Source organism: Flavobacterium sp. M31R6, assembly GCF_013284035.1.
Classification (GTDB): domain Bacteria; phylum Bacteroidota; class Bacteroidia; order Flavobacteriales; family Flavobacteriaceae; genus Flavobacterium.
Genome location: NZ_CP054141.1, coordinates 4059093 through 4079931 on the forward strand (window position 1 = coordinate 4059093; position 20839 = coordinate 4079931).

Here is a 20839-nt window from a genome sequence, read left to right on the forward strand (position 1 = left end):
TTTTTTTTCGTTTTCTCTAATAAATTAGAAAAAACTGCTTTCTACTTTTTATTATTTCTTATCTCAATATGTCAATGAACTTTTATCCTTTCGGATCTGTGGAGAATAACGGAGTCGAACCGTTGACCTCCTGCGTGCAAGGCAGGCGCTCTAGCCAGCTGAGCTAATCCCCCAATTTTTTGAGTTATTAGTTGTTAGTAATTAGTTATTAGTCTAACTCTTAACTTCTCAACTCTAGAATTTCCTTTTTTTTAAAGGTGAAAATAGTTGTCTCGGACAGACTCGAACTGTCGACCCCTACATTATCAGTGTAGTACTCTAACCAGCTGAGCTACGAGACACTCTTCATTCTTATTTTTGCGCTTTTTTTAATTTTACGCATGTTTTTTAAATTAACAGCAAGAGTAATATAATCTTTGTTTTTGTAACCAATAGTTCTTTTCGTCTTCTTTCCTCAGCGTGTATTGCTACTAACACTAAGGCTCTAGAAAGGAGGTGTTCCAGCCGCACCTTCCGGTACGGCTACCTTGTTACGACTTAGCCCTAGTTACCAGTTTTACCCTAGGCAGCTCCTTGCGGTCACCGACTTCAGGCACCCCCAGCTTCCATGGCTTGACGGGCGGTGTGTACAAGGCCCGGGAACGTATTCACCGGATCATGGCTGATATCCGATTACTAGCGATTCCAGCTTCACGGAGTCGAGTTGCAGACTCCGATCCGAACTGTGACCGGTTTTGTAGATTCGCTCCTGGTCACCCAGTGGCTGCTCTCTGTACCGGCCATTGTAGCACGTGTGTAGCCCAAGGCGTAAGGGCCGTGATGATTTGACGTCATCCCCACCTTCCTCACAGTTTGCACTGGCAGTCTCGTTAGAGTTCCCGACATGACTCGCTGGCAACTAACAACAGGGGTTGCGCTCGTTATAGGACTTAACCTGACACCTCACGGCACGAGCTGACGACAACCATGCAGCACCTTGTAAATTGTCTTGCGAAAGATCTGTTTCCAAACCGGTCAATCTACATTTAAGCCTTGGTAAGGTTCCTCGCGTATCATCGAATTAAACCACATGCTCCACCGCTTGTGCGGGCCCCCGTCAATTCCTTTGAGTTTCATTCTTGCGAACGTACTCCCCAGGTGGGATACTTATCACTTTCGCTTAGCCACTGAGATCGCTCCCAACAGCTAGTATCCATCGTTTACGGCGTGGACTACCAGGGTATCTAATCCTGTTCGCTACCCACGCTTTCGTCCATCAGCGTCAATCCATTAGTAGTAACCTGCCTTCGCAATTGGTATTCCATGTAATCTCTAAGCATTTCACCGCTACACTACATATTCTAGTTACTTCCTAATAATTCAAGTCTGGCAGTATCAATGGCCGTTCCACCGTTGAGCGATGGGCTTTCACCACTGACTTACCAAACCGCCTACGGACCCTTTAAACCCAATGATTCCGGATAACGCTTGGATCCTCCGTATTACCGCGGCTGCTGGCACGGAGTTAGCCGATCCTTATTCTTACGATACCGTCAAGCTCCTTCACGAAGGAGTGTTTCTTCTCGTACAAAAGCAGTTTACAATCCATAGGACCGTCATCCTGCACGCGGCATGGCTGGATCAGGCTTGCGCCCATTGTCCAATATTCCTCACTGCTGCCTCCCGTAGGAGTCTGGTCCGTGTCTCAGTACCAGTGTGGGGGATCTCCCTCTCAGGACCCCTACCCATCGTAGCCTTGGTAAGCCGTTACCTTACCAACTAGCTAATGGGACGCATGCTCATCTTTTACCGTTGTGACTTTAATGTGAAAATGATGCCATTCTCACATACTATGAGGTATTAATCCAAATTTCTCTGGGCTATCCCTCTGTAAAAGGTAGATTGCATACGCGTTACGCACCCGTGCGCCGGTCTCTAATTCCGAAGAACTATACCCCTCGACTTGCATGTGTTAAGCCTGCCGCTAGCGTTCATCCTGAGCCAGGATCAAACTCTTCATCGTATATTGCTTGCTTAATTGCTTAAGCTATTAATGTTTGACTGAAGTTCTAGTGGTTCTTTATTCAAATCTTCCGATTCTATTACTCTTATTCTTTTGTTCTGATTTTCATCAGAACGGCTGTCAATTCAATATGTCTAGGAACGTGTTCTTCTTGTTTTTTGTGCGCCAGTCTCTCGATTAGCGGGTGCAAAAGTACAAAGCTTTTTCTTCTCTCACAAGCTTTTTTGAATATTTTTTGAAAATAAATTTTCAGTTTCAATTCGTTTGCTTGCCAGTATGTAAAAGAACTTGTGCGTTGTTGCGGGTGCAAAAGTAGCTAGTTTATTCGTTTAAACAATGGCTTTTTGCAATTATTTTACTTTAATTTTACAATTAATTTTTAATGCATTGATATATTGAAATTTACAGATAACCTTTTTTGTGGATATCAAAATTTCAATAGGCCGTTTCTGATAATTTAATCGCTTTTGATCCTTTTGGGTTTGTTTTGGGACTGGGGAGGCATGAATAAAATATAGAGAAAACACATTTCCACGAATCTTTCCTTTTCAAACCTCGTATTCTATATATAAAGGTGCTGATTTCCTTCTGTAAAGGTATCTCCTATATACATGATATGAATCTTTCACTTTCTTTCTTATGAAAAACCTGGACCCCTAGCCCCGATAAAAGCGGAAATCCTTATAAGCCGGGGTTCGGCTTATAAGATTGTAGCGGATAGCGGGAAAGAGCTCCCGAGTATTTGGATTTTGGCTACCTTCATATATTATCCTTCCTTTTGACCTTCTATAAACTATACTTGCGGTTTTTATTACTGCTTAAAAAAAGCGAACTTTGCAATCTAAAAAATACATTAATGACACTTCATATAGAAACTCCCGCTTTACTGTTTTCGGCAACTTCATTAATCTTGTTGGCTTACACTAATCGGTTTTTGACACTCGCGACCATTATACGCGGCCTGAAGAAAGCCTATAAAGAAAAGGAGAATCGATTGATTTTGCTGGAAATAAAAAACCTCAACCTGCGATTGACTCTTATTCGCTTTATGCAGATGGCAGGTGTGTTGAGTTTATTCCTGTCTGTTTTTACAATGCTGGTATTATTCTTAGATTATCAATTGACTGGGATTTACTTATTTGGTTTCAGTTTGCTTGCTCTGTTAATCTCTTTGGCACTTTGCTTTTGGGAGATTAACATTTCGGTTGATGCACTGCGTTTGCATTTGAGTGATCTGACTCATAAAGAGCTTGAAAAAGAACAACAGCCGACTATTTAAGCAAAATAGATTTCTTCTTATTATCTAAAAACAAAAAAACACACACATTCAAATATGTTTAAAAACAATACACTCAAAGGAGTCTTTTTGGTAGGATTTGGCGCGACTAGTTACGGAATGCTGGCCACTTTTGTAAAAATGGCTTATAACGAAGGATATACTACCGCCGAAGTCACTATTTCACAATTCGTATTAGGAATTCTCGGAATTCTTATCATTAATTGGTTTCAAAAAGCCAAAAGCGAAAATGAGGTTATCAAAGCCACAAAGAAAAACATATTCCAGTTGATGATCGCTGGGACTTCTATGGGTTTGACCAGTGTCTTTTATTATATGGCCGTTAAATATATTCCTGTTTCTATAGCCATTGTATTGTTGATGCAAACGGTGTGGATTGGCTTAATACTGGAAATGATTTTGGAGAAAAAAATTCCTTCAACACAAAAAATCGTAGCGGCTCTTGTCGTTTTAATAGGAACACTTTTGGCCACCAACATCTTTAAGAATGAAATTCAGTTGGATTGGCGAGGACTTGTTATGGGAATGTTAGCTGCCTGTTCGTTCACAACCACTATGTTTACTGCCAATCGAGTTGCCTTAGGAATTTCTTCGGCACAACGTAGCTTGTATATGCTTTTGGGAGGAGCCGTAATTGTTTTTGCTTTTGGAATCGCAACACAAAATACTGCATTTCATTATGCTATATTTCTTAAATGGGGAATCATTTTATCTCTTTTTGGCACAATTATTCCACCAATGCTTATGAATGCAGGATTTCCGCTAACAGGGATTGGATTAGGAAGTATAGTTTCGGCACTTGAACTTCCTGTTTCGGTTTTAATGGCTTATTTTCTTTTACATGAAAATGTTGTTTTGTTACAATGGGTAGGTATACTCCTCATTATATTGGCTATCATTATAATGAACATCAACTTCAAAAAAGAGTAATCTCACTGATTATCAGTATTAAAAAAACGCAGTTATAGTTATTATTTGTTAATTTTTTTATAAATTCGTAATCCATACAATTCTTATTAAATTACAAAGACATTGTATTGAAAACTATTTTAAACATTTTCACCTATTAGCTATTAACTTAATTTTTTTATCATGAAAAAACTTTTTGCAGAATTTTTCGGAACGTATTGGTTGGTTTTTGGAGGTTGTGGTAGCGCATTATTTGCAGCAGGCATACCTGATTTAGGAATTGGATTTGTGGGAGTTTCATTGGCCTTTGGTTTAACTGTTTTGACTATGGCTTATGCTGTCGGACATATTTCAGGAGGACATTTTAATCCAGCTGTCTCTTTTGGATTATGGGCCGGCGGAAGATTTTCAGCCAAAGAATTGCTTCCTTATATAATAGCACAATGCGTAGGTGCTGTTGCAGCTGCCGGAACACTTTTCACTATTGCTTCTGGAAAAGCTGGATTTATGATAGACAATACTAAGGCTGGTGCTTTTGCATCAAATGGGTACGGTGCTTTTTCTCCAGATGGTTATTCTATGCAAGCCGCTTTTATTGCCGAATTTGTACTAACATTATTTTTCCTTTTAATTATACTTGGCGCCACAGATAAATTTGCCAATGGAAGATTTGCTGGAATTGCTATTGGACTTGGACTTACTCTTATTCACTTAATCAGTATTCCAATTACAAACACTTCTGTAAATCCTGCAAGATCATTATCTCAGGCTATTTTCGTAGGCGGTGAACCACTATCGCAACTTTGGTTATTTTGGGTTGCCCCTATTTTAGGTGCTATTGTCGCTGGTTTTATTTATAAAAATTTATTGCAGGACCATTCCGAAGCTTAGATTTTACAACATAAAAATAATTATAAAGAGAAAAACGAAATACAAGATTTTGTTTTTCTCTTTATTTTTGTAATATGAATTCACTTTTTCAATCCGAGCCCATAGTTTTTAATTTACCAGATGCAGAAATCATCTACTTCCCAGCTTTTCTTTCAAAAGAGGAGGCCGACTCTCTTTTTCAGGAATTGATTGAAAATATTCCTTGGCAACAGGACGAAATTACGGTTTATGGCAAAAAACATTTGCAACCGCGATTGACTGCTTTATATGGAAATGAAGGAAAACCTTACTCCTACTCTAACATCATTATGCAACCTCATCATTGGACATTGACTTTACAAAAAATTAAATCTCTTGCAGAAAGTATTTTAGACACTAATTTCACTACCGTTTTATTGAATTATTATAGAGATGGTAGTGATAGTAATGGTTGGCATGCCGATAACGAAAAAGAATTAGGTGTAAATCCCGTAATCGCTTCATTAAGTTTAGGAGCAGAACGCAACTTCCAATTAAAACACAACTTTGATGCCTCTCAAAAAAAGACTATTATTTTAGAAAACGGGAGTCTGTTATTAATGAAAGGTACTACACAGCATTTTTGGAAACATCAAGTTCCAAAAACGAGCAAACCTATTGAACCAAGAATAAATCTAACCTTTCGGGTCATTAAATAAAATAAATAGTCAATGAAAATTGACATAATTCCAAAATAAGCTTACAAACAAAATAATGTAAAATTTGAATGTACATATCTATAAAAAAGAAAACAATCAACTGGGAATTTAATTAAAACTTCTTTTTAAAAACGTGATATACTTAAAAGAATTAAAAATTCAAATATTTTTTTAATTAAAATAAAAAGTGATAATTATTTTTATTAATATTGGTATAAGATTTAAAATCAGATTTATTAATCATTAATACCAAATAGAATTAATTTTCACGTGATGAAAAAGAGTAACCGCAAAGAATTAAACTGGGAACAAACAGAAAGACTGATTGCATTGGCCCAAGAGGAGAGAAATCCATTTGAAATTATTAAAAAAGAATTTGGATTAGCAGAGAAAGAGGTACTTGAAATTATGAAAAAGAAAATGCCCGCAGAGAAATATGAAATGTGGAAAAAGAAAGCTATTGCAAGTAAACCTAAACCAAAACCTCTTAAAATCGATGATTTTGATGAAGATTTAGACGGAAAATATTATATAAAAAACAAACTTGACTAACCAAACCTCTTAAACTCCTGACTTTCAGGAGTTTTTTTATTGCTTTATTTTTTCAAAATCTTAATCAACTCATAAACGTATTGATTCTTGCTCGAATCTACATTTCAAATAATAAAAAATTCTTCACAACAAATATCAAGCCCTTTTTTTAGTTATTTTTTTTCAACAAATCCTTTAATTAAAACATTTTTGTAACATTTTTAGATTTTACAATACTAATGCACAAAACAAACACTTACAAAATGAAAAAAATAATCTTTGCATTTGCTTTTTCTTCTCTAATTTGGACAAGTAAAGCTAATATTAAACATCCTGTAGATTCAAAAAAAGAAGAAATTGAGGTCAACATCAATCTTACTGATGTAAAAGACGATCAAGTTTTGGTTACGGTAAAAGCTCCAAAAATCAAAACTGATGAAATCACCTATAGTCTTCCAAAAACAGTTCCTGGCACCTATTCCGTAGATGATTATGGAAAATACGTTGCCGATTTTAAAGCCTATGACAGCAAAGGAAACTTGTTGACTGTTACAAAAACTGATGATAATACTTGGTCAATCAAAAAAGCAAAATCATTAGTAAAAATTACTTATTTAGTAAACGACACTTTCGACAGTGAAAAAGGAAGAGGTTTTGGAAAAGATGATGTATTCTCTCCTGCTGGGACAAACATCGATGCCAATAAAAACTTTATGCTTAATTTACATGGATTTGTTGGTTATTTTCAAGACAAAAAAGAAACACCTTATAAAGTTACCATTACTCATCCTGAAACGCTTTGGGGAGCTACCTCAATGATTGACAAAGATAGTTCCAAAACAGTAGATCTTTTTGAAATGCCACTTTATTCAGAATTATTGGAAAACCCAATCATGTACTCCAAACCTGACTACACTACTTTTAATGTAGATGGTATGGATATTCAAATTGCAGTATACTCACCATCAGGAAAATTCACAGCAGAGAGTATTACTCCCGAAATGAAGACAATGATGACTGCACAAAAAACATTTTTAGGAAAAATTAATTCCACAAAAAAATACACTGTAATTCTTTATCTTTCTACAATGTCTCCAACCGATGCAAAAGGTTTTGGAGCACTGGAACATCCAACTGCAACTACTGTAGTTATGCCAGAAATGATGCCAAAAGACGAATTGGTAAAACAAATGAAAGATGTTGTTTCACATGAATTTTTTCATATTGTAACTCCATTAACAATCCACTCAAAAGAAATCCAATATTTTGATTATAACGCTCCAAAAATGTCTCAACATTTATGGATGTATGAAGGAGTAACTGAATATTTTGCCAATCTTTTCCAAATCAATCAAGGGTTAATTAATGAAAACGAATTCTATTCTCGTATATCCGAAAAAATAGAAGGCGCAAACGCTTTGAATGACACAATGCCATTTACAACTATGAGTGCTAATGTACTAACTGAGCCTTATAAAGATCAGTACTTAAATGTATATCAAAAAGGAGCATTAATTGGAATGTGCTTAGACATACAAATCAGAGAAAGTAGCGGAGGAAAAAGAGGAATATTAGATTTAATGCATCAATTATCTAATGAATATGGAGTTTCAAAACCATTTAATGATGCTGATTTATTTGCAAAAATAACGTCATTAACCTATCCTGAAGTTGGTACTTTTTTAACCACATATGTATCTGGCCCAACACCTATTCCTTATTATGATTATTTAGCAAAAGTTGGAGTAACAAAAGTTACAAAAAAAACACCAGAAGGGATATTCCTAAAAGGTCAGGTTCCATACATCGCTGTCAATCATGAAAACAAAGAGATTTTCGTGGCTCCTAACAAAGAATTGAATATTTTCTACACTACATTAGACCTAAAAGGAGGCGACATAATTCTTGCCATCAATGATAAGCCTTATTCGCTAGACAATATTTACGACATGATTTCGGAAAGTCAAAAATGGAAAGAGAATGATGCAATTTCTATAAAAATTAAACGTGACGGAAAAGAACAAGTATTAAAAGGAGTTGTAAAATTCCCATATATAGATACCGACGGTCTTGAAGCAACCGATGCCTCAAAAGCAGCTTTGAGAGAAGCCTGGCTGAAAGGATAATCTTAACAAGCCTACACAAAATCCCAATCTAAAACTAGATTGGGATTTTTTTTTGAAATTCACTCTCATTAAACTGATTCATTCCAACAATTTTCTTTATTTTGCGCCAAAAATAAACAAAACTAAAATCTTCATAATTCATTAATGAAGATTAGTGTTTTTATGTTCCCAAAAAAATAAATATAATTTACACATGAAAAATTCAATTATTGCTTTTGTTACCCTAATTCTTTTGGTCGCCTGTAACAAAAATGAATCCAAAACAAATCTGCATATCACAGGAAATATCAAAGGATTAAAAGAAGGAACTTTGTACATTCAAAGATATGCTGACTCTTCCCTTGTGGCGATCGACAGCATCAAGATTGATGGAAATTCTGCTTTTGAAAGTAACATTGACTTAAAATCTCCCGAAATGTTGTACCTATATCTTGACAGAGGTGTAACCAACTCACTTGACAACAACATCATGTTTTTTGCAGAACCTGGAACAATCAATATTGACACTAACTTAGATTCATTTATTTCAAGTGCAAAAATCACTGGGTCAAAAAACCAAGAATTATATGAGGAATACAAAAAAATAAATTCTCGTTTCAGTGACGAAAATCTAAGCTTGATTGAGCAAAAATTTAAAGCCATAAAAAGCAATAATGCAAAAGCAATAGATAGTATAAACGCTTTACAAGACAACAACATCAAACGTAAATATCTTTATGCAACCAATTTTGCAGTAAATAATAAGGATCATGAAGTATCTCCGTATATTGCTTTGGCCGAAATTTATGATATCAACATCAAATATTTGGATACCATTCAAAAATCAATGACTCCAAAAGTAGCCAACTCTCTTTATGGTAAAAAATTAACTAAATACGTTAATGCTATAAAAGAAACTGAAGCTAAATAATTCAACTTATTCTATAAATCGAAACCGCCTATCAAGGCGGTTTTTTTTGTATCCATAATTCAACAGAGGTTTACTTCATCAGTTCATCAAAATTCATTTGGGCGAGACCCCATTTTCGGAAAGGGCCAAATCATCTATTGCGCTTATACGGCCCTTCCCAAAAATGCGGTCGGGTTATACGCGCTACTTCGGTAGCCAGCTTCTATCCCTCTCGCGAACCAATAGAAATCAACAACAATAGTGAAAGAAATCAAATTCTATTTAAAACAAAAAAGGATATTTGTTTATTGCAACAAATATCCTTTTTGGAATAAAACATTCAACCTTTAAATATACTATCTAGTTAATTTCAAGGCATCGTTCAATCGCAATGCCACATTATCCCAATTGATAATATTAAAAAGTGCATCAACAAAATCAGTACGTTTATTTTTATACTTTAAATAATAAGCGTGTTCCCAAACATCAATAACCAATATTGGAATCGCCCCCCACTGTGTTAGCTTTTCGTGGTTTTCGCATTGCAAGATTACTAAACTATCACTGTAAGGCTGGTAGGCTAATATTCCCCAACCATTACCATCTACATTTTTGGCAGTTGCAGCAATCAATACTTTAAGTCGGTCGAAACTTCCAAAACTTTTCTCAATTCGCTTTAATAAATCTCCTTGTGGCAAAGTGCTTTTATTAGTTAGATTTGTCCAAAATATAGAATGCAAGATATGAGATGAAAAATGATAGGATAGTTTTTTTGTCCAAAAATCAACCGTTTCCAAATTGTTTTCATCTAATGCCTTTTTTATCATTTGCAAATCCTTGTTCGCTCCTTTTACTGCTCCACCATGATGAAAAGTATAATGCAGATGCAAGGTTTCAGCATCCATATAGGGTTCTAGAAAACTTTCGCTATAAGGCAATGTCTGTTGGATATAATTACCATTGGCATCTACCAATTTATCAATTGAATTATCAGCTAAATTTTTCGCAAACGCATTGGTAGTAGGAAGCACCAATGCTGCTGCACCAAACAATGTACCTGATTTTAAAAAATCTTTTCTGTTCATAGCATTAATTTTATAACAACCCCTAAAACTGCTGCAACGGCAATTATGTAGGGCTCCTGAATTTTCTTGATATAAAGTAAAGCAAAAATGGTCGCAATAGCTATTAGAGTTGTTGGAATATCCAAAATACTTCTGGAAGCAATTACACCAACGGCTCCAACTAATGCTCCAACAACAGCTGCAGTAATACCATCTACAAAAGATTTTATTGATTGATTTTGTGCGATTTTTTTAAAGGATGGAGCCAAAGCAATCGTAAATAAATAACAGGGCAAAAATGTGGCTAAAGCAGCAACCAAGGCTCCAGAAAACCCTGCAACTAAATAACCGACAAAACCAACAGTAATAACAACTGGACCAGGAGTAATCATTGCAACGGCAACGGCATCAACAAATTGATGTTCCGTCAACCATTGATTCTCTATCACAACTCCGGAGTGTAAAAATGGGACAATTGCCAAACCGCTCCCAAATACAAATGCTCCCGCTTCCGCAAAAAAGATACCAATTTTCATCAGAGTAGAATTATCATAGCTCCAAAAACCCATTTGCAATAGGACAATAGAATTGGCAGTTTTATTATTAAACCATTTTGGAGGAGCTTTGACAAACATATATAAAAGCCCGGCAAATACAAATAGTAAAACTTGTTCCTGCTGTGTAACTAATGTTATAACCACTGCGACTAGAAAAAACAGCCACAACAACCAATTCGTTTTAAAAGAGGTTAAATTGAATTTACCGATAGATTTTATCGTCAGCTTATAAGAACTCATTACAATAATACCTATAACAGCTGCACCTACACCATAAAAAACCGCTTGTATCCAAAACAATCCTCCGTATAATTTATAAACGATTCCCAATAATACCACCATTATAAACGAAGGCAAAACAAAGGCAAATCCTATCAAAGTTGCTCCCAAAAAACTGTAATGCACAAACCCAAGGTAAATTGCTAATTGTGCTGCTAGTGGGCCAGGCGCTAATTGTGCTAAAGCTAGACCTTCTTTATATTCTTCTTCTGAAATCCATTTTCTGTCTTCGACTAAATCTCTGTGCATATAGCCAACCAATGCTACTGGACCGCCAAAACCTATTGTTCCTAATTTCAGGAAATATAATGCTAACTCTTTTAAAGTGTATGTTGGGTTCTCTTTCATAATTTTAGATGTTTTTAAAATGCTATGCCAAATTGGAAACCTATACCAAATGTTGTAGGATGTTCATTCCCAAACCGTACAGGCAATGGAATAGCAACATAATAACTACTATTGGCATTTTTAATTACTGTTTTATTGAATACTGGAGTGAAGCCATACCTGCCATTAGTCTCGAAGGCTGCTCGACCTGCAAACGTATAACCGTTTCCTAAAGCTACCAATACACCTGGATGAAACAATAAACTATTCATTTTGCTAACACCATTTTCGGCTTTTATATTAGGAACTACTTCAAAGGAAAACCCAATTTTAGCGCTTTTCCAAATATTAATTCCAGTTGGAAACCCTACAGCATAATAATCTCTAAAGTTAACATTAGTTTCATTTCCGCTGAAAGTTACTATAGGATGTAGTATTCCAAAATATCCCGTTATTTTCGGATAGGCATTCTGAGAAAAAACAGAGACGTTTAATGCCAACAAAACAAAAATAATTGCAAATCTAACTTGTCTCATAATTGTTCAAATTTATGACAACAAATTTAATACTACTAAAAAGGTAGAAATAGTATATTATTTACCTTTTGTATCTGAATTACTTTTTTGTGCAATTTTTCGGTACGAAGAAGGATTTTTCCCTGTACTCTGCTTAAATATTCTCGTAAAATGACTTTGATCTGAAAAGCCAGTCATATAAGCTATCTCCGTAAGTGGGTAGCTTGAATTCTGAATTAGATTAATTGCTTTTTCAATTCGTAATTTTCGAACGTAATCTCCAAAATTAAGATCTTCAAAATACTTGGAAAACTCCCTTGATAAATAGGAAGGATTAAGTTCTAAATCATTAGAAATCTTCTTTAGGTCAAAAGTAAATTGGGTATCTATTTGATCTTGAATTATTGCTTTTAAATCTTTAACCCAAACAGGTGGTTTCTTCTTATTTGCTTTTTCTTTCTTCAAAAATTTGCGATACACTTCGTGCAATAAATTTTCAAAAGGACTATTCTGTAAATGATTCTGTTTGTATAAATGCGTTGCCCAACTGTATAGCGCATCATAAATAACCATTCCGCTTTCTAATAATTTGTAATCGTCTGTAATATTATAGGAAAGTCCCGCTGAAATTGCCCAAAGTCCTGCTGATTCCTTTGCAATATCGTGTCTATCGGTGTCGGCTCCACGAACAATATCAGCAATAATTAGAATTGCAGAATCTTTAATTTCATATTTTTTTACTATGTAGTCAAAGGTACTTTGCTCTTCGTAGTGCGTGAATTCTACATTAGGAATATCAAATGGAATAGCATCCAATTCTTTTGCTTTATCTAAAACTTCGCTGAAAGGAACATATATAAATTCAGCTTCTTTGTCTACAAAATTTTTTATCAACCAAGGGGAAGCTATTCTATCAATTTTAGGGCGTTCTCTAGTAATCCATTTCATCTATTAGTAATTATTCCTTTTTGAAGTTTATGCTAAATTACATTTTTATTACAAAATATGTTATACGCTACTAGCAGCATTTCTTGAAATATGAGTCTGATTTTTTTATTTTTTTTGGATGAAAGAAAAGAAGCAATATCACTCTCTTTAGCCCCGATAGGAGTGGAAATCCTTATAAGCTGGGGTTCGGCTTATAAGATTGTAACGGATAGCGGGACTAATGTCTGCTAAAAACACCTAATCTTCCTGCTCCATAAATTTACAAAACGGCCTAAAACAAAAAACCACCTAACAAGAGTTAGATGGTTTTACTAAAGAGCCGGCGGAGGGACTCGAACCCACGACCTGCTGATTACAAATCAGCTGCTCTAGCCAACTGAGCTACGCTGGCGGACTCAATATGTTTTGTAATGTGTCAACTTAAATAAAAAACCATCTAAATGAATAGATGGTTTTTTTTTAAAAGAGCCGGCGGAGGGACTCGAACCCACGACCTGCTGATTACAAATCAGCTGCTCTAGCCAACTGAGCTACGCTGGCGACTCATTACGGGTGCAAAGATAAGCTTGAATTTCTTTTTTCCAAAATAAATTCAAACTTTTTTTGACCTTTTTTTTACTGCAAATCGTTGATTTTACCAATCAATTGATTAGCAGTTTGTTCCAATTCTACATTTATTTGTTTGAAATGTGCTTTTTTGTTTTCAACATTTTTAGCATTCACTTTAGTGATCAAAACATCAAAAGCAGCGATAGCTTCGTCAATCAATGCATTCGTTTCTTCAGTAGGTTTTCCTGTTGTAGAAATTTCAAACAAGTAAACTGCTTCAATAATATCTCCTAAAACGTAGTTGATGTCTTTCTTTAAATTCTTAACGTTTGCCATTTTATTTTTTATTTAATTTGCGTTTGCAAAAGTACACATAATCTTTCTATTCCCAACTATGAAATGTAAATTTCTAAAATAGAAGCTTTTCCCTTTAGATTATAGCTCTTCATTGCAGCAGGAATAAGCACTGTATCTCCTTTTATATATTTATAAGTTACTCCATCGTAGGCTATTTCAAAAGAACCTTCCGTGCACATATACACTACAAAGGTTAATCCTGAATTCACAACCTCTTTTTTATTCTCCAACGGAATAAAATTAGTCGTAAAGTATGGACAGTCAACAACTGTATTTGACTTATTTACTTCTTTGGCGTATTCTTTATAGGTATCAACTTTTTTGTAATTTATGGCATCCAAAGCCAAATCAACATGAAGTTCTCTAGTATTTCCCTGGGCATCTTTACGGTCAAAATCGTATAAACGATATGTGATATCCGAGGTTTGTTGTATTTCGGCTATAACCAATCCGGCTCCAATGGCATGAACTGTTCCTGTCTCCAAGAAAAACACATCCCCAGGCTTTGCTTTTACAGTATCCAATATATCAATCAGCGTGTTGTCATTTAGATGCTCTACATATTCTTTCGAACTTGAATCCTTCTTGAAACCAACAATAATTCTGGCATCTTCATCAGCTTGCATAACGTACCACATTTCGGTTTTTCCAAAAGAATTATGGCGCTTTTTAGCCAATTCATCATTAGGATGTACTTGAATTGATAAATCTTCACGAGCATCCAAGTATTTAAAAAGCAATGGAAATTGATTTCCAAATCTTTTGTAAACAGCAGTTCCTAAAATTTCGTTTGGCAATTCATTGATTAACTCTGTCAATGCTTTTCCTTTATAATCACCGTTTGCAATAACACTTACATCTCCTTCAACAGTGGATAACTCCCAACTTTCACCAGTAATGCTAGAGGTAATTGGTTTATTCAAAATTGTTTTTAATTTTTCTCCACCCCAAATTCTTTCTTTGAGGATTGCATCAAACTGTAACGGATATATTTTTGAATTCATGTTTTTATTTTTTTTACAAATTTCTACATTTTAATAATCAAACCACAATACTATTTTGTCAATTTATTGCTTTAATTCTCTGATCGCTTCAAGCGCTTTTGGAATATGGCGTTTTGCCATCATACTGTCAAATACCATAATTATTGTTCCGGTTTTGTCCGCAACATAAGTAACTCTGCCAGGCAATATTCCGAACAAACCTGAAGGCACTCCAAAAAGCTTTCTTATTTTCTTGTCCGAATCCGACAAAAGTATAAAAGGCAGATTATATTGCTGGGTAAACTTTTGATGCGACGCAATGTTATCACTACTGATTCCAATTACTTCGGCACCCAAATCTTTAAAATCTTCGTATTGATCTCTAAAACTACAGGCTTGGACCGTACATCCCGGTGTGCTGTCTTTTGGATAAAAATAAATAACCAATGGTTTTTGTCCAACTATTCCTTGGCTGTCAAAGTCATTTCCATTAGTATCTTTTGCTTTAAAATTTGGAATTTTATCTCCTATTTTCAGTTCCATTATTCTCCTTTATAGGTTACAAAATTGCGTGGTGTTTCATAAAGAACCACTTCAAGATCCAAATCTAATTTTACTTTTTTCCTAATCTTATTCCAAATCACCACTACAATATTCTCTGCTGTAGGGTTTAAATCTTGAAATTCGGGTACATCCAGATTTAAATTTTTATGATCAAATTTATCCTCTACTTCTTCCTTGATAATATCGGTTAGAAACTTCACATCCAAAACATAGCCTGTTTCTTTGTCTATCTCACCTGTAACGCTTACTATTAATTCATAATTGTGTCCGTGAAAATTAGGATTATTGCATTTGCCAAAGACAGCATCATTTTGTTCGAAAGTCCAATCTTTTCTATACAAACGATGAGCTGCGTTAAAATGGGCTTTTCTGGATAAGGTTACTCTCATAGGGAAAATTTTAGATTTTAGATTGCAGATTTTAGATTGCAGACTTCAGCTTATTGATTTTTAATTTTAGATTTCTGTATTCTAAAATCTCTAATATCTGCTTTCTGACTTCTAACTTCTGCCTTCTTATAATGTATGTTCTTCTAAGAAATGGTAAAATTCATCGAAAATAATTTTGAACCAAACGGTGTAAATTTCTGGATTTAAAAGCATATCCTTTTGAATATCTTCAATTTTCATCCATTTCCAGTCTTCAACTTCTTCGGGGTTAATCATCGGCTCATCATTATAATAGCCAATCATTACGTGATCAAGCTCATGCTCAGTCAAACCGTTATCGAAGGGAGCTTTGTAAATAAAATTAAAAAGCTCTTTTAACTCCGTTTTAAAACCCATTTCCTCATACAATCTGCGGCTACCGGCTTGAATATTTGTTTCACCGTCTCGCTGATGACTGCAGCAGGTATTCGTCCATAATAAAGGGGAGTGGTATTTTTGGTGCGCTCGTTGTTGGAGCATAATTTCATTTTTATCATTTAAAACAAAAACAGAAAAAGCACGATGCAAAATGGCTTTTTCATGTGCTTCCAATTTGGCCATTAAACCAATTTGTTGATCCAATTCATTTACTAATATTACTTGTTCTTCTTCCATATAATCTATTAATGACACAAAAGTACAAAAAAGATATGCTTTCTTAAGGCCTTAACATTTTTTTGCTTTTTGTGGAAGTTATTTCTCTTGATAAATCTTAAAACCGTAGCTACAGAAATTCTACATTCCCTTTTGTATATTTGATGTAATAAAATTCACGACAATCACAATGATTTATACGCGAAATGCAACCTTAGACGACCTAGCCATACTCCTGGAATTTGAGCAAGGGATTATTGCCGCCGAGCGTCCATTTGACCCAACATTGAAAGAGGAAAAAATAAGTTATTATGACATAGGAAAAATGATTTTGGCCCTAGATGTTGAAGTCGTTGTTGCCGTTTTGGATGACCAAATTATAGGCTCCGGATATGCCAGAATTGAGAATGCAAAACCCTATTTGAATCACAAATTATATGCCTATTTGGGTTTTATGTACACGCACTCGGATCACCGCGGAAAAGGAGTAAATACCCAAATTATTGAAGCGCTAAGCAAGTGGGTTCACTCACAAGGTATATTTGAAATGCGATTGGATGTTTATAGTGACAATTCTTCGGCAATAAGAGCATACGAAAAGGCAGGCTTCAAAAAGCATTTAATCAATATGCGTATTGGTTTATAGCAAAATATCTTATTCATTACTTTTTTTTAAAACCAAAAAGTCTTTTTTAACGTAAGTAACAATAGTTAAAAATTGTATAAATAGAAATCGAATTGTAAAATACCCGACATTTTGATTGTAATTTGTCCTTTACTTTTGGGAATAAAAACAAACACCATGAAAACAACATCATTCTTTTTTACTTTATTATTACTCCCCTTATTTGTTTTTCAAGCTTGCGGGCAGAGTAAAGAAACGAATAGTAACAAAATGGTTCCAGTTGAAACTTATCAAAGTAAACCTGGAAATCCATATTACTCTCATACCGATACTACAAAACTGAATTTGACCGATGCCGAGTGGAAAAAAATTCTCCCGGAAGATGTTTATCTAGTTTCTCGCAAAGCCGATACCGAAAGGCCTTTTACCGGTAAATATTGGAATACCGACGTAAAAGGAACCTATTATTGTGCAGCTTGTGGTAATCTCCTTTTTCGTTCCGGAGCCAAGTTTGCGAGCAGTTGTGGATGGCCAAGTTTTTTTGAACAAGAAAACAAAAAAAGTATTGTATTTAAAAACGATAATTCTATTGGAATGGAACGAATTGAAGCTCTTTGTGGCAGATGTGGCGGACATTTAGGACATTTGTTTGACGATGGACCTGCACCAACAGGCAAAAGATATTGCATGAATTCCATAGCTCTTGATTTTGTCCCAGATGCTAAATAAAACTCAAATTATATCAAAATGAAAACAATAATTTTAGCCTGTTTGCTATTTACCGGAACACTATTTTCACAAAACAATAATACAACTAAAAAAATGACACAATCTAATTTTGAAACCATAACACTTGGCGGAGGATGCTACTGGTGTGTAGAGGCTGTTTACGAAAACTTAAAAGGAGTAAAATCTGTTGTTTCAGGTTTTTCGGGAGGAAAAATAGCCAATCCCAGTTATGAAGAAGTTTGTTCCGGAACTACAGGTCATGCCGAAGTAGTCCAAATTACTTTTGACAAAAACGTGACCAATCTTGATGAAATTTTCAAAGTATTCTTTACCGTTCACGACCCAACAACCCTTAATAGACAAGGTGCCGATAGAGGAACACAGTACCGTTCTGTAATTTTTTACAATAATGAAGAACAAAAACAAGAAGCACAATCCATAATAGCCGAATTAAAAAAAGCTAAAGCGTATGATGCCCCTATCGTGACTACAATAGAACCTTTCACCAAGTTTTACAAAGCCGAAGATTATCATCAAAACTATTATGCAAATAATAAAAACCAGCCGTATTGCCAAATGGTCATACAGCCTAAGCTTGAAAAATTTGAGAAAGTATTCAAAGATAAATTGAAAACTAAAAAGTAGTTTCCAATTTATAAAAGCCGAAATCCATTTTCGGCTTTTTTATTTCACAAACATTAAATTTCCCAAATGAACATACAAAAACCTTGGATTACTTCAGAAGGTATTCCGAAAGATTTAATTTCAATCCAAAAAATATTTTTTGACAATTGTAATTTCGAATTCACCCAACCCATTCTTGAATCCGAAAGCTCTGAATATGGAGCCTGTACTTTTGCCTTAAATAATTTAAATATACTGTTTCGAACAGCAAAAATTACCCCTACCAAAACGGGGCAATTCGTTACGCTATGGAAAAGAATAAATCAAGGCCCTATTCAGCCTTTTGATTCAACTGATCCAATTGATTTATTTATTGTCAGTACTCGAACAGACAATTACTTCGGGATGTTTGTTTTTCCAAAATCAATTTTGATAACCAAAGAAATAGTTTCAGATAAAAAAGAAGGGAAACGCGCTATTCGAGTTTATCCACCTTGGGATATAACGACAAGTAAACAAGCGCAAAAAACACAGAAATGGCAATTGGATTATTTCTTGGAAATACAAAAAGACCAAACAATAGATCTAAAACGAGCAAAATTACTATTCCTTACAGAAGACTAAAAAAAGTTGCGATTATTAAAATCTAATATTCTTTTCCTATCTTTAAAAACAATACAAATCTAAATTTCAACAACTTATTTCTTAATATTTAAAACGATGAGAAAAAAAGCATTCAAATTTCAACCATTTTATTTGTTATTTCTATTGATTATAGGTCAAAATTTTGCTCAAGCCCAAGAAAAAAAAGTGGCTCCAACTTCGCAAGAATTATATAATGAAATTGCAACAATGGATACCAATCTTTTTGACGCATTTAATGCAAAAGATATGGTAAAATTCAAACCGATGTTTACAGAAGATTTGGAATGGTACCAAGACAATGGCGGACTACTTTCTTATGAAACCGTTTTTTCCAATTTTGAAAAAATGTTTAAAAACGAAAACAAATTGACTCGACAATTAGTAAAAGGCAGCCTTGAGGTACATCCTATAAAAGATTTTGGAGCTATAGAAATTGCCACTCATCAATTCCGACACATGGAAAACGGAAAAGAGGAAATAGGTACATTTAAATTTCTTGCAATCTGGAAAAAAGTAGATAACCAATGGAAAATTTCTAGAATGATAAGCTATGACCATTAACCTCTCTTTTCGCATTCCTAACTTTCATTAAATCCTAAAATTTAGCTTTCTTTGCAGGCTAAAAAAACAAACAATGAAAGCACTTACCTTCTCTACATTCGGAAATTCCGATGTACTTGAATATATAGAAATCCCTTCGCCAATATTAAAATCAGGTGAAATATTGGTCGAAATGAAAGCAATCGGCCTCAACTTTGCTGATGTGTACAGACGCAAAGGAAATTACCATCTCAAAGGAAACCCACCATTTATTGCGGGTTATGAAGGTGCCGGAATTGTGGTGGAAACCAACGAAAATTCAGAATTTAAAATTGGTGACAGAGTAGCATTTACCGATGTTCCTTTTGCTAATGCTGAGTTGGTCGCTGTCCCTCTTGACCACGTAATCCCTATGCCTGAGAGTATCTCTTTCGAAACTGCAGCCACCATTTTATTACAGGGTTTGACCGCACATTATTTGGCAACCGACAGTCATAAAACTCAAAAAGGAGAAACCGTATTGGTTCATGCTTCGGCTGGTGGAGTCGGACAATTCTTGACACAAATCAGCAAACTTTTAGGCGCTAAAGTTATTGGACTAACCTCTTCTTCTGAAAAGGCTGAAGTCTCTAAACAAAATGGAGCCGACACAGTTTTTCTATATTCTGAAGATTGGAAAAAACAAGTATTCGCTTTTTGTCCAAATGGTGTCGATGCCGTTTACGATAGTATCGGCAGCACTTTGAGCGATAGTTTTGAGGTAACCAAAATGTGCGGACAAGTAGTTTTCTTTGGAATGGCAGGAGGAGATCCTGAATTTGTAAACCCGCGAATGTTGATGGATACCTCCAAAACATTGACTGGTGGCGATTTATGGAGCTATTTGATTTCTAAAGAAGAACGTATCAAAAGAGCCCATCAATTATTTGATTGGATTGCCAATGGCGATATAACTATTGCAGCACCCACAATCTTCAAGCTATCCGAAGGGAAATTAGCCCACGATTACCTGGAAAGCCGAAAAAGTACTGGAAAAATAATCTTGATTCCTTAAAAAATTTATTATGACTGCCCGCAAAGTGGACCAAATATTTTTTTAGCCACTGATTAAAAAGATTCTCACAGATTTTATACGCATTATTAAAGAAATCTGTGTAAATCTTTTTAAACTGTGGCCAGTTTTATTGGT

22 protein-coding genes, 4 tRNA genes and 1 rRNA gene are annotated in these 20839 nt (G+C 35.0%); 13 read left to right on the forward strand and 14 right to left on the reverse strand.

What is annotated here, in order from left to right:
• Positions 1-99: 99 nt before the first annotated feature.
• The 3 genes from HQN62_RS16935 to HQN62_RS16945 all read right to left on the reverse strand — a co-directional run bounded on the left by HQN62_RS16935 (position 100) and on the right by HQN62_RS16945 (position 2002).
• Positions 100-173, reverse strand: a tRNA-Ala gene (locus HQN62_RS16935).
• Positions 174-267: 94 nt separating this feature from the next.
• Positions 268-341 (reverse strand) — tRNA-Ile (locus tag HQN62_RS16940).
• Positions 342-488: 147 nt separating this feature from the next.
• Positions 489-2002 (reverse strand): 16S ribosomal RNA (locus tag HQN62_RS16945).
• 856 nt (positions 2003-2858) lie between these two features.
• On the opposite strand from HQN62_RS16945, the gene HQN62_RS16950 reads away from it, so the two are divergent.
• The 7 genes from HQN62_RS16950 to HQN62_RS16980 all read left to right on the forward strand — a co-directional run bounded on the left by HQN62_RS16950 (position 2859) and on the right by HQN62_RS16980 (position 9343).
• A complete protein-coding gene (locus tag HQN62_RS16950) occupies positions 2859-3281 on the forward strand; it encodes a DUF2721 domain-containing protein (RefSeq protein WP_116797295.1) in 423 nt (140 codons plus the stop codon).
• A 54-nt stretch (positions 3282-3335) separates the two neighbouring features.
• Positions 3336-4229: an EamA family transporter gene (locus HQN62_RS16955; protein ID WP_173505235.1), complete on the forward strand. Its 894-nt coding sequence runs from the start codon at positions 3336-3338 to the stop codon at positions 4227-4229.
• Positions 4230-4391: 162 nt separating this feature from the next.
• Positions 4392-5099: an aquaporin Z gene (gene aqpZ / locus HQN62_RS16960; RefSeq protein WP_173505236.1), complete on the forward strand. Its 708-nt coding sequence runs from the start codon at positions 4392-4394 to the stop codon at positions 5097-5099.
• Positions 5100-5173: 74 nt separating this feature from the next.
• Positions 5174-5776 carry an alpha-ketoglutarate-dependent dioxygenase AlkB family protein gene (locus tag HQN62_RS16965; RefSeq protein WP_173505237.1) on the forward strand — a complete coding sequence of 201 codons (603 nt, stop codon included), beginning with the start codon at positions 5174-5176 and terminating at the stop codon, positions 5774-5776.
• A gap of 273 nt (positions 5777-6049) precedes the next feature.
• Positions 6050-6328, forward strand: coding sequence for a DUF2805 domain-containing protein (locus HQN62_RS16970; protein WP_111410921.1), 279 nt, complete (start codon positions 6050-6052; stop codon positions 6326-6328).
• A 242-nt stretch (positions 6329-6570) separates the two neighbouring features.
• On the forward strand, positions 6571-8433 hold the full coding sequence (locus HQN62_RS16975) for a M61 family metallopeptidase (RefSeq protein WP_173505238.1): 1863 nt from the start codon (positions 6571-6573) through the stop codon (positions 8431-8433).
• A gap of 193 nt (positions 8434-8626) precedes the next feature.
• Positions 8627-9343, forward strand: coding sequence for a DUF4369 domain-containing protein (locus HQN62_RS16980; protein ID WP_116797291.1), 717 nt, complete (start codon positions 8627-8629; stop codon positions 9341-9343).
• A gap of 335 nt (positions 9344-9678) precedes the next feature.
• Here the strand turns inward: HQN62_RS16980 and HQN62_RS16985 are convergent, their stop codons facing one another.
• The 11 genes from HQN62_RS16985 to idi form a co-directional block, all read right to left on the reverse strand.
• Positions 9679-10407 (reverse strand): superoxide dismutase, encoded by a 729-nt coding sequence (locus tag HQN62_RS16985; protein ID WP_173505239.1) that lies wholly within the window; start codon positions 10405-10407, stop codon positions 9679-9681.
• Complete coding sequence (locus HQN62_RS16990) at positions 10404-11570, reverse strand: chromate transporter (RefSeq protein ID WP_173505240.1); 1167 nt, start codon at positions 11568-11570, stop codon at positions 10404-10406. The genes HQN62_RS16985 and HQN62_RS16990 overlap by 4 nt, the downstream gene beginning before the upstream one ends.
• A 14-nt stretch (positions 11571-11584) precedes the next feature.
• Positions 11585-12085, reverse strand: a complete 501-nt coding sequence (locus tag HQN62_RS16995) for a hypothetical protein (protein WP_173505241.1) — start codon at positions 12083-12085, stop codon at positions 11585-11587.
• Between the two features lie 57 nt (positions 12086-12142).
• Entirely contained in the window at positions 12143-13012 is an 870-nt protein-coding gene (locus tag HQN62_RS17000) for a chromate resistance protein ChrB domain-containing protein (RefSeq protein ID WP_173505242.1), read from the reverse strand.
• A gap of 317 nt (positions 13013-13329) precedes the next feature.
• Positions 13330-13403: transfer RNA gene (locus HQN62_RS17005), tRNA-Thr, on the reverse strand.
• Positions 13404-13478: 75 nt separating this feature from the next.
• Positions 13479-13552 (reverse strand) — tRNA-Thr (locus HQN62_RS17010).
• 75 nt (positions 13553-13627) lie between these two features.
• Positions 13628-13897: a hypothetical protein gene (locus tag HQN62_RS17015; RefSeq protein ID WP_111410923.1), complete on the reverse strand. Its 270-nt coding sequence runs from the start codon at positions 13895-13897 to the stop codon at positions 13628-13630.
• 56 nt (positions 13898-13953) lie between these two features.
• Positions 13954-14922, reverse strand: coding sequence for a type I phosphomannose isomerase catalytic subunit (locus HQN62_RS17020; RefSeq protein ID WP_173505243.1), 969 nt, complete (start codon positions 14920-14922; stop codon positions 13954-13956).
• Positions 14923-14985: 63 nt separating this feature from the next.
• Positions 14986-15444 carry a peroxiredoxin gene (locus HQN62_RS17025; RefSeq protein ID WP_173505244.1) on the reverse strand — a complete coding sequence of 153 codons (459 nt, stop codon included), beginning with the start codon at positions 15442-15444 and terminating at the stop codon, positions 14986-14988.
• On the reverse strand, positions 15444-15854 hold the full coding sequence (locus HQN62_RS17030) for a 6-pyruvoyl trahydropterin synthase family protein (protein ID WP_173505245.1): 411 nt from the start codon (positions 15852-15854) through the stop codon (positions 15444-15446). The genes HQN62_RS17025 and HQN62_RS17030 overlap by 1 nt, the downstream gene beginning before the upstream one ends.
• A gap of 126 nt (positions 15855-15980) precedes the next feature.
• Positions 15981-16508, reverse strand: a complete 528-nt coding sequence (gene idi / locus HQN62_RS17035) for an isopentenyl-diphosphate Delta-isomerase (RefSeq protein ID WP_116797283.1) — start codon at positions 16506-16508, stop codon at positions 15981-15983.
• A 169-nt stretch (positions 16509-16677) separates the two neighbouring features.
• Between idi and HQN62_RS17040 the strand changes: the two genes are divergently transcribed.
• From HQN62_RS17040 to HQN62_RS17065, 6 genes are all read left to right on the forward strand, one after another.
• Positions 16678-17133 (forward strand): GNAT family N-acetyltransferase, encoded by a 456-nt coding sequence (locus tag HQN62_RS17040; RefSeq protein WP_173505246.1) that lies wholly within the window; start codon positions 16678-16680, stop codon positions 17131-17133.
• Positions 17134-17289: 156 nt separating this feature from the next.
• On the forward strand, positions 17290-17841 hold the full coding sequence (gene msrB / locus HQN62_RS17045) for a peptide-methionine (R)-S-oxide reductase MsrB (protein WP_173505247.1): 552 nt from the start codon (positions 17290-17292) through the stop codon (positions 17839-17841).
• An 18-nt stretch (positions 17842-17859) separates the two neighbouring features.
• Positions 17860-18486, forward strand: coding sequence for a peptide-methionine (S)-S-oxide reductase MsrA (gene msrA, locus HQN62_RS17050; protein WP_173505248.1), 627 nt, complete (start codon positions 17860-17862; stop codon positions 18484-18486).
• Positions 18487-18552: 66 nt separating this feature from the next.
• On the forward strand, positions 18553-19089 hold the full coding sequence (locus HQN62_RS17055) for a MepB family protein (protein WP_173505249.1): 537 nt from the start codon (positions 18553-18555) through the stop codon (positions 19087-19089).
• A gap of 96 nt (positions 19090-19185) precedes the next feature.
• Complete coding sequence (locus HQN62_RS17060) at positions 19186-19671, forward strand: nuclear transport factor 2 family protein (protein WP_173505250.1); 486 nt, start codon at positions 19186-19188, stop codon at positions 19669-19671.
• 73 nt (positions 19672-19744) lie between these two features.
• Positions 19745-20704, forward strand: coding sequence for a quinone oxidoreductase family protein (locus HQN62_RS17065; protein ID WP_173505251.1), 960 nt, complete (start codon positions 19745-19747; stop codon positions 20702-20704).
• Positions 20705-20839: the final 135 nt, after the last annotated feature.

Bases quoted from the DNA above. Each gene is read 5' to 3' on its own strand.
- HQN62_RS17025 (WP_173505244.1), bottom strand. From the start codon at position 15,444: ATGGAACTGAAAATAGGAGATAAAATTCCAAATTTTAAAGCAAAAGAT.
- msrA (WP_173505248.1), top strand. From the start codon at position 17,860: ATGAAAACAATAATTTTAGCCTGTTTGCTATTTACCGGAACACTATTT.
- HQN62_RS16970 (WP_111410921.1), top strand. From the start codon at position 6,050: ATGAAAAAGAGTAACCGCAAAGAATTAAACTGGGAACAAACAGAAAGA.
- HQN62_RS17000 (WP_173505242.1), bottom strand. From the start codon at position 13,012: ATGAAATGGATTACTAGAGAACGCCCTAAAATTGATAGAATAGCTTCC.
- HQN62_RS16985 (WP_173505239.1), bottom strand. From the start codon at position 10,407: ATGAACAGAAAAGATTTTTTAAAATCAGGTACATTGTTTGGTGCAGCA.
- msrB (WP_173505247.1), top strand. From the start codon at position 17,290: ATGAAAACAACATCATTCTTTTTTACTTTATTATTACTCCCCTTATTT.
- HQN62_RS16955 (WP_173505235.1), top strand. From the start codon at position 3,336: ATGTTTAAAAACAATACACTCAAAGGAGTCTTTTTGGTAGGATTTGGC.
- HQN62_RS17030 (WP_173505245.1), bottom strand. From the start codon at position 15,854: ATGAGAGTAACCTTATCCAGAAAAGCCCATTTTAACGCAGCTCATCGT.
- HQN62_RS17060 (WP_173505250.1), top strand. From the start codon at position 19,186: ATGAGAAAAAAAGCATTCAAATTTCAACCATTTTATTTGTTATTTCTA.
- HQN62_RS16995 (WP_173505241.1), bottom strand. From the start codon at position 12,085: ATGAGACAAGTTAGATTTGCAATTATTTTTGTTTTGTTGGCATTAAAC.
- HQN62_RS17015 (WP_111410923.1), bottom strand. From the start codon at position 13,897: ATGGCAAACGTTAAGAATTTAAAGAAAGACATCAACTACGTTTTAGGA.
- idi (WP_116797283.1), bottom strand. From the start codon at position 16,508: ATGGAAGAAGAACAAGTAATATTAGTAAATGAATTGGATCAACAAATT.
- HQN62_RS16975 (WP_173505238.1), top strand. From the start codon at position 6,571: ATGAAAAAAATAATCTTTGCATTTGCTTTTTCTTCTCTAATTTGGACA.
- HQN62_RS17020 (WP_173505243.1), bottom strand. From the start codon at position 14,922: ATGAATTCAAAAATATATCCGTTACAGTTTGATGCAATCCTCAAAGAA.
- HQN62_RS16990 (WP_173505240.1), bottom strand. From the start codon at position 11,570: ATGAAAGAGAACCCAACATACACTTTAAAAGAGTTAGCATTATATTTC.
- HQN62_RS17065 (WP_173505251.1), top strand. From the start codon at position 19,745: ATGAAAGCACTTACCTTCTCTACATTCGGAAATTCCGATGTACTTGAA.
- HQN62_RS16965 (WP_173505237.1), top strand. From the start codon at position 5,174: ATGAATTCACTTTTTCAATCCGAGCCCATAGTTTTTAATTTACCAGAT.
- aqpZ (WP_173505236.1), top strand. From the start codon at position 4,392: ATGAAAAAACTTTTTGCAGAATTTTTCGGAACGTATTGGTTGGTTTTT.
- HQN62_RS16950 (WP_116797295.1), top strand. From the start codon at position 2,859: ATGACACTTCATATAGAAACTCCCGCTTTACTGTTTTCGGCAACTTCA.
- HQN62_RS17040 (WP_173505246.1), top strand. From the start codon at position 16,678: ATGATTTATACGCGAAATGCAACCTTAGACGACCTAGCCATACTCCTG.
- HQN62_RS17055 (WP_173505249.1), top strand. From the start codon at position 18,553: ATGAACATACAAAAACCTTGGATTACTTCAGAAGGTATTCCGAAAGAT.
- HQN62_RS16980 (WP_116797291.1), top strand. From the start codon at position 8,627: ATGAAAAATTCAATTATTGCTTTTGTTACCCTAATTCTTTTGGTCGCC.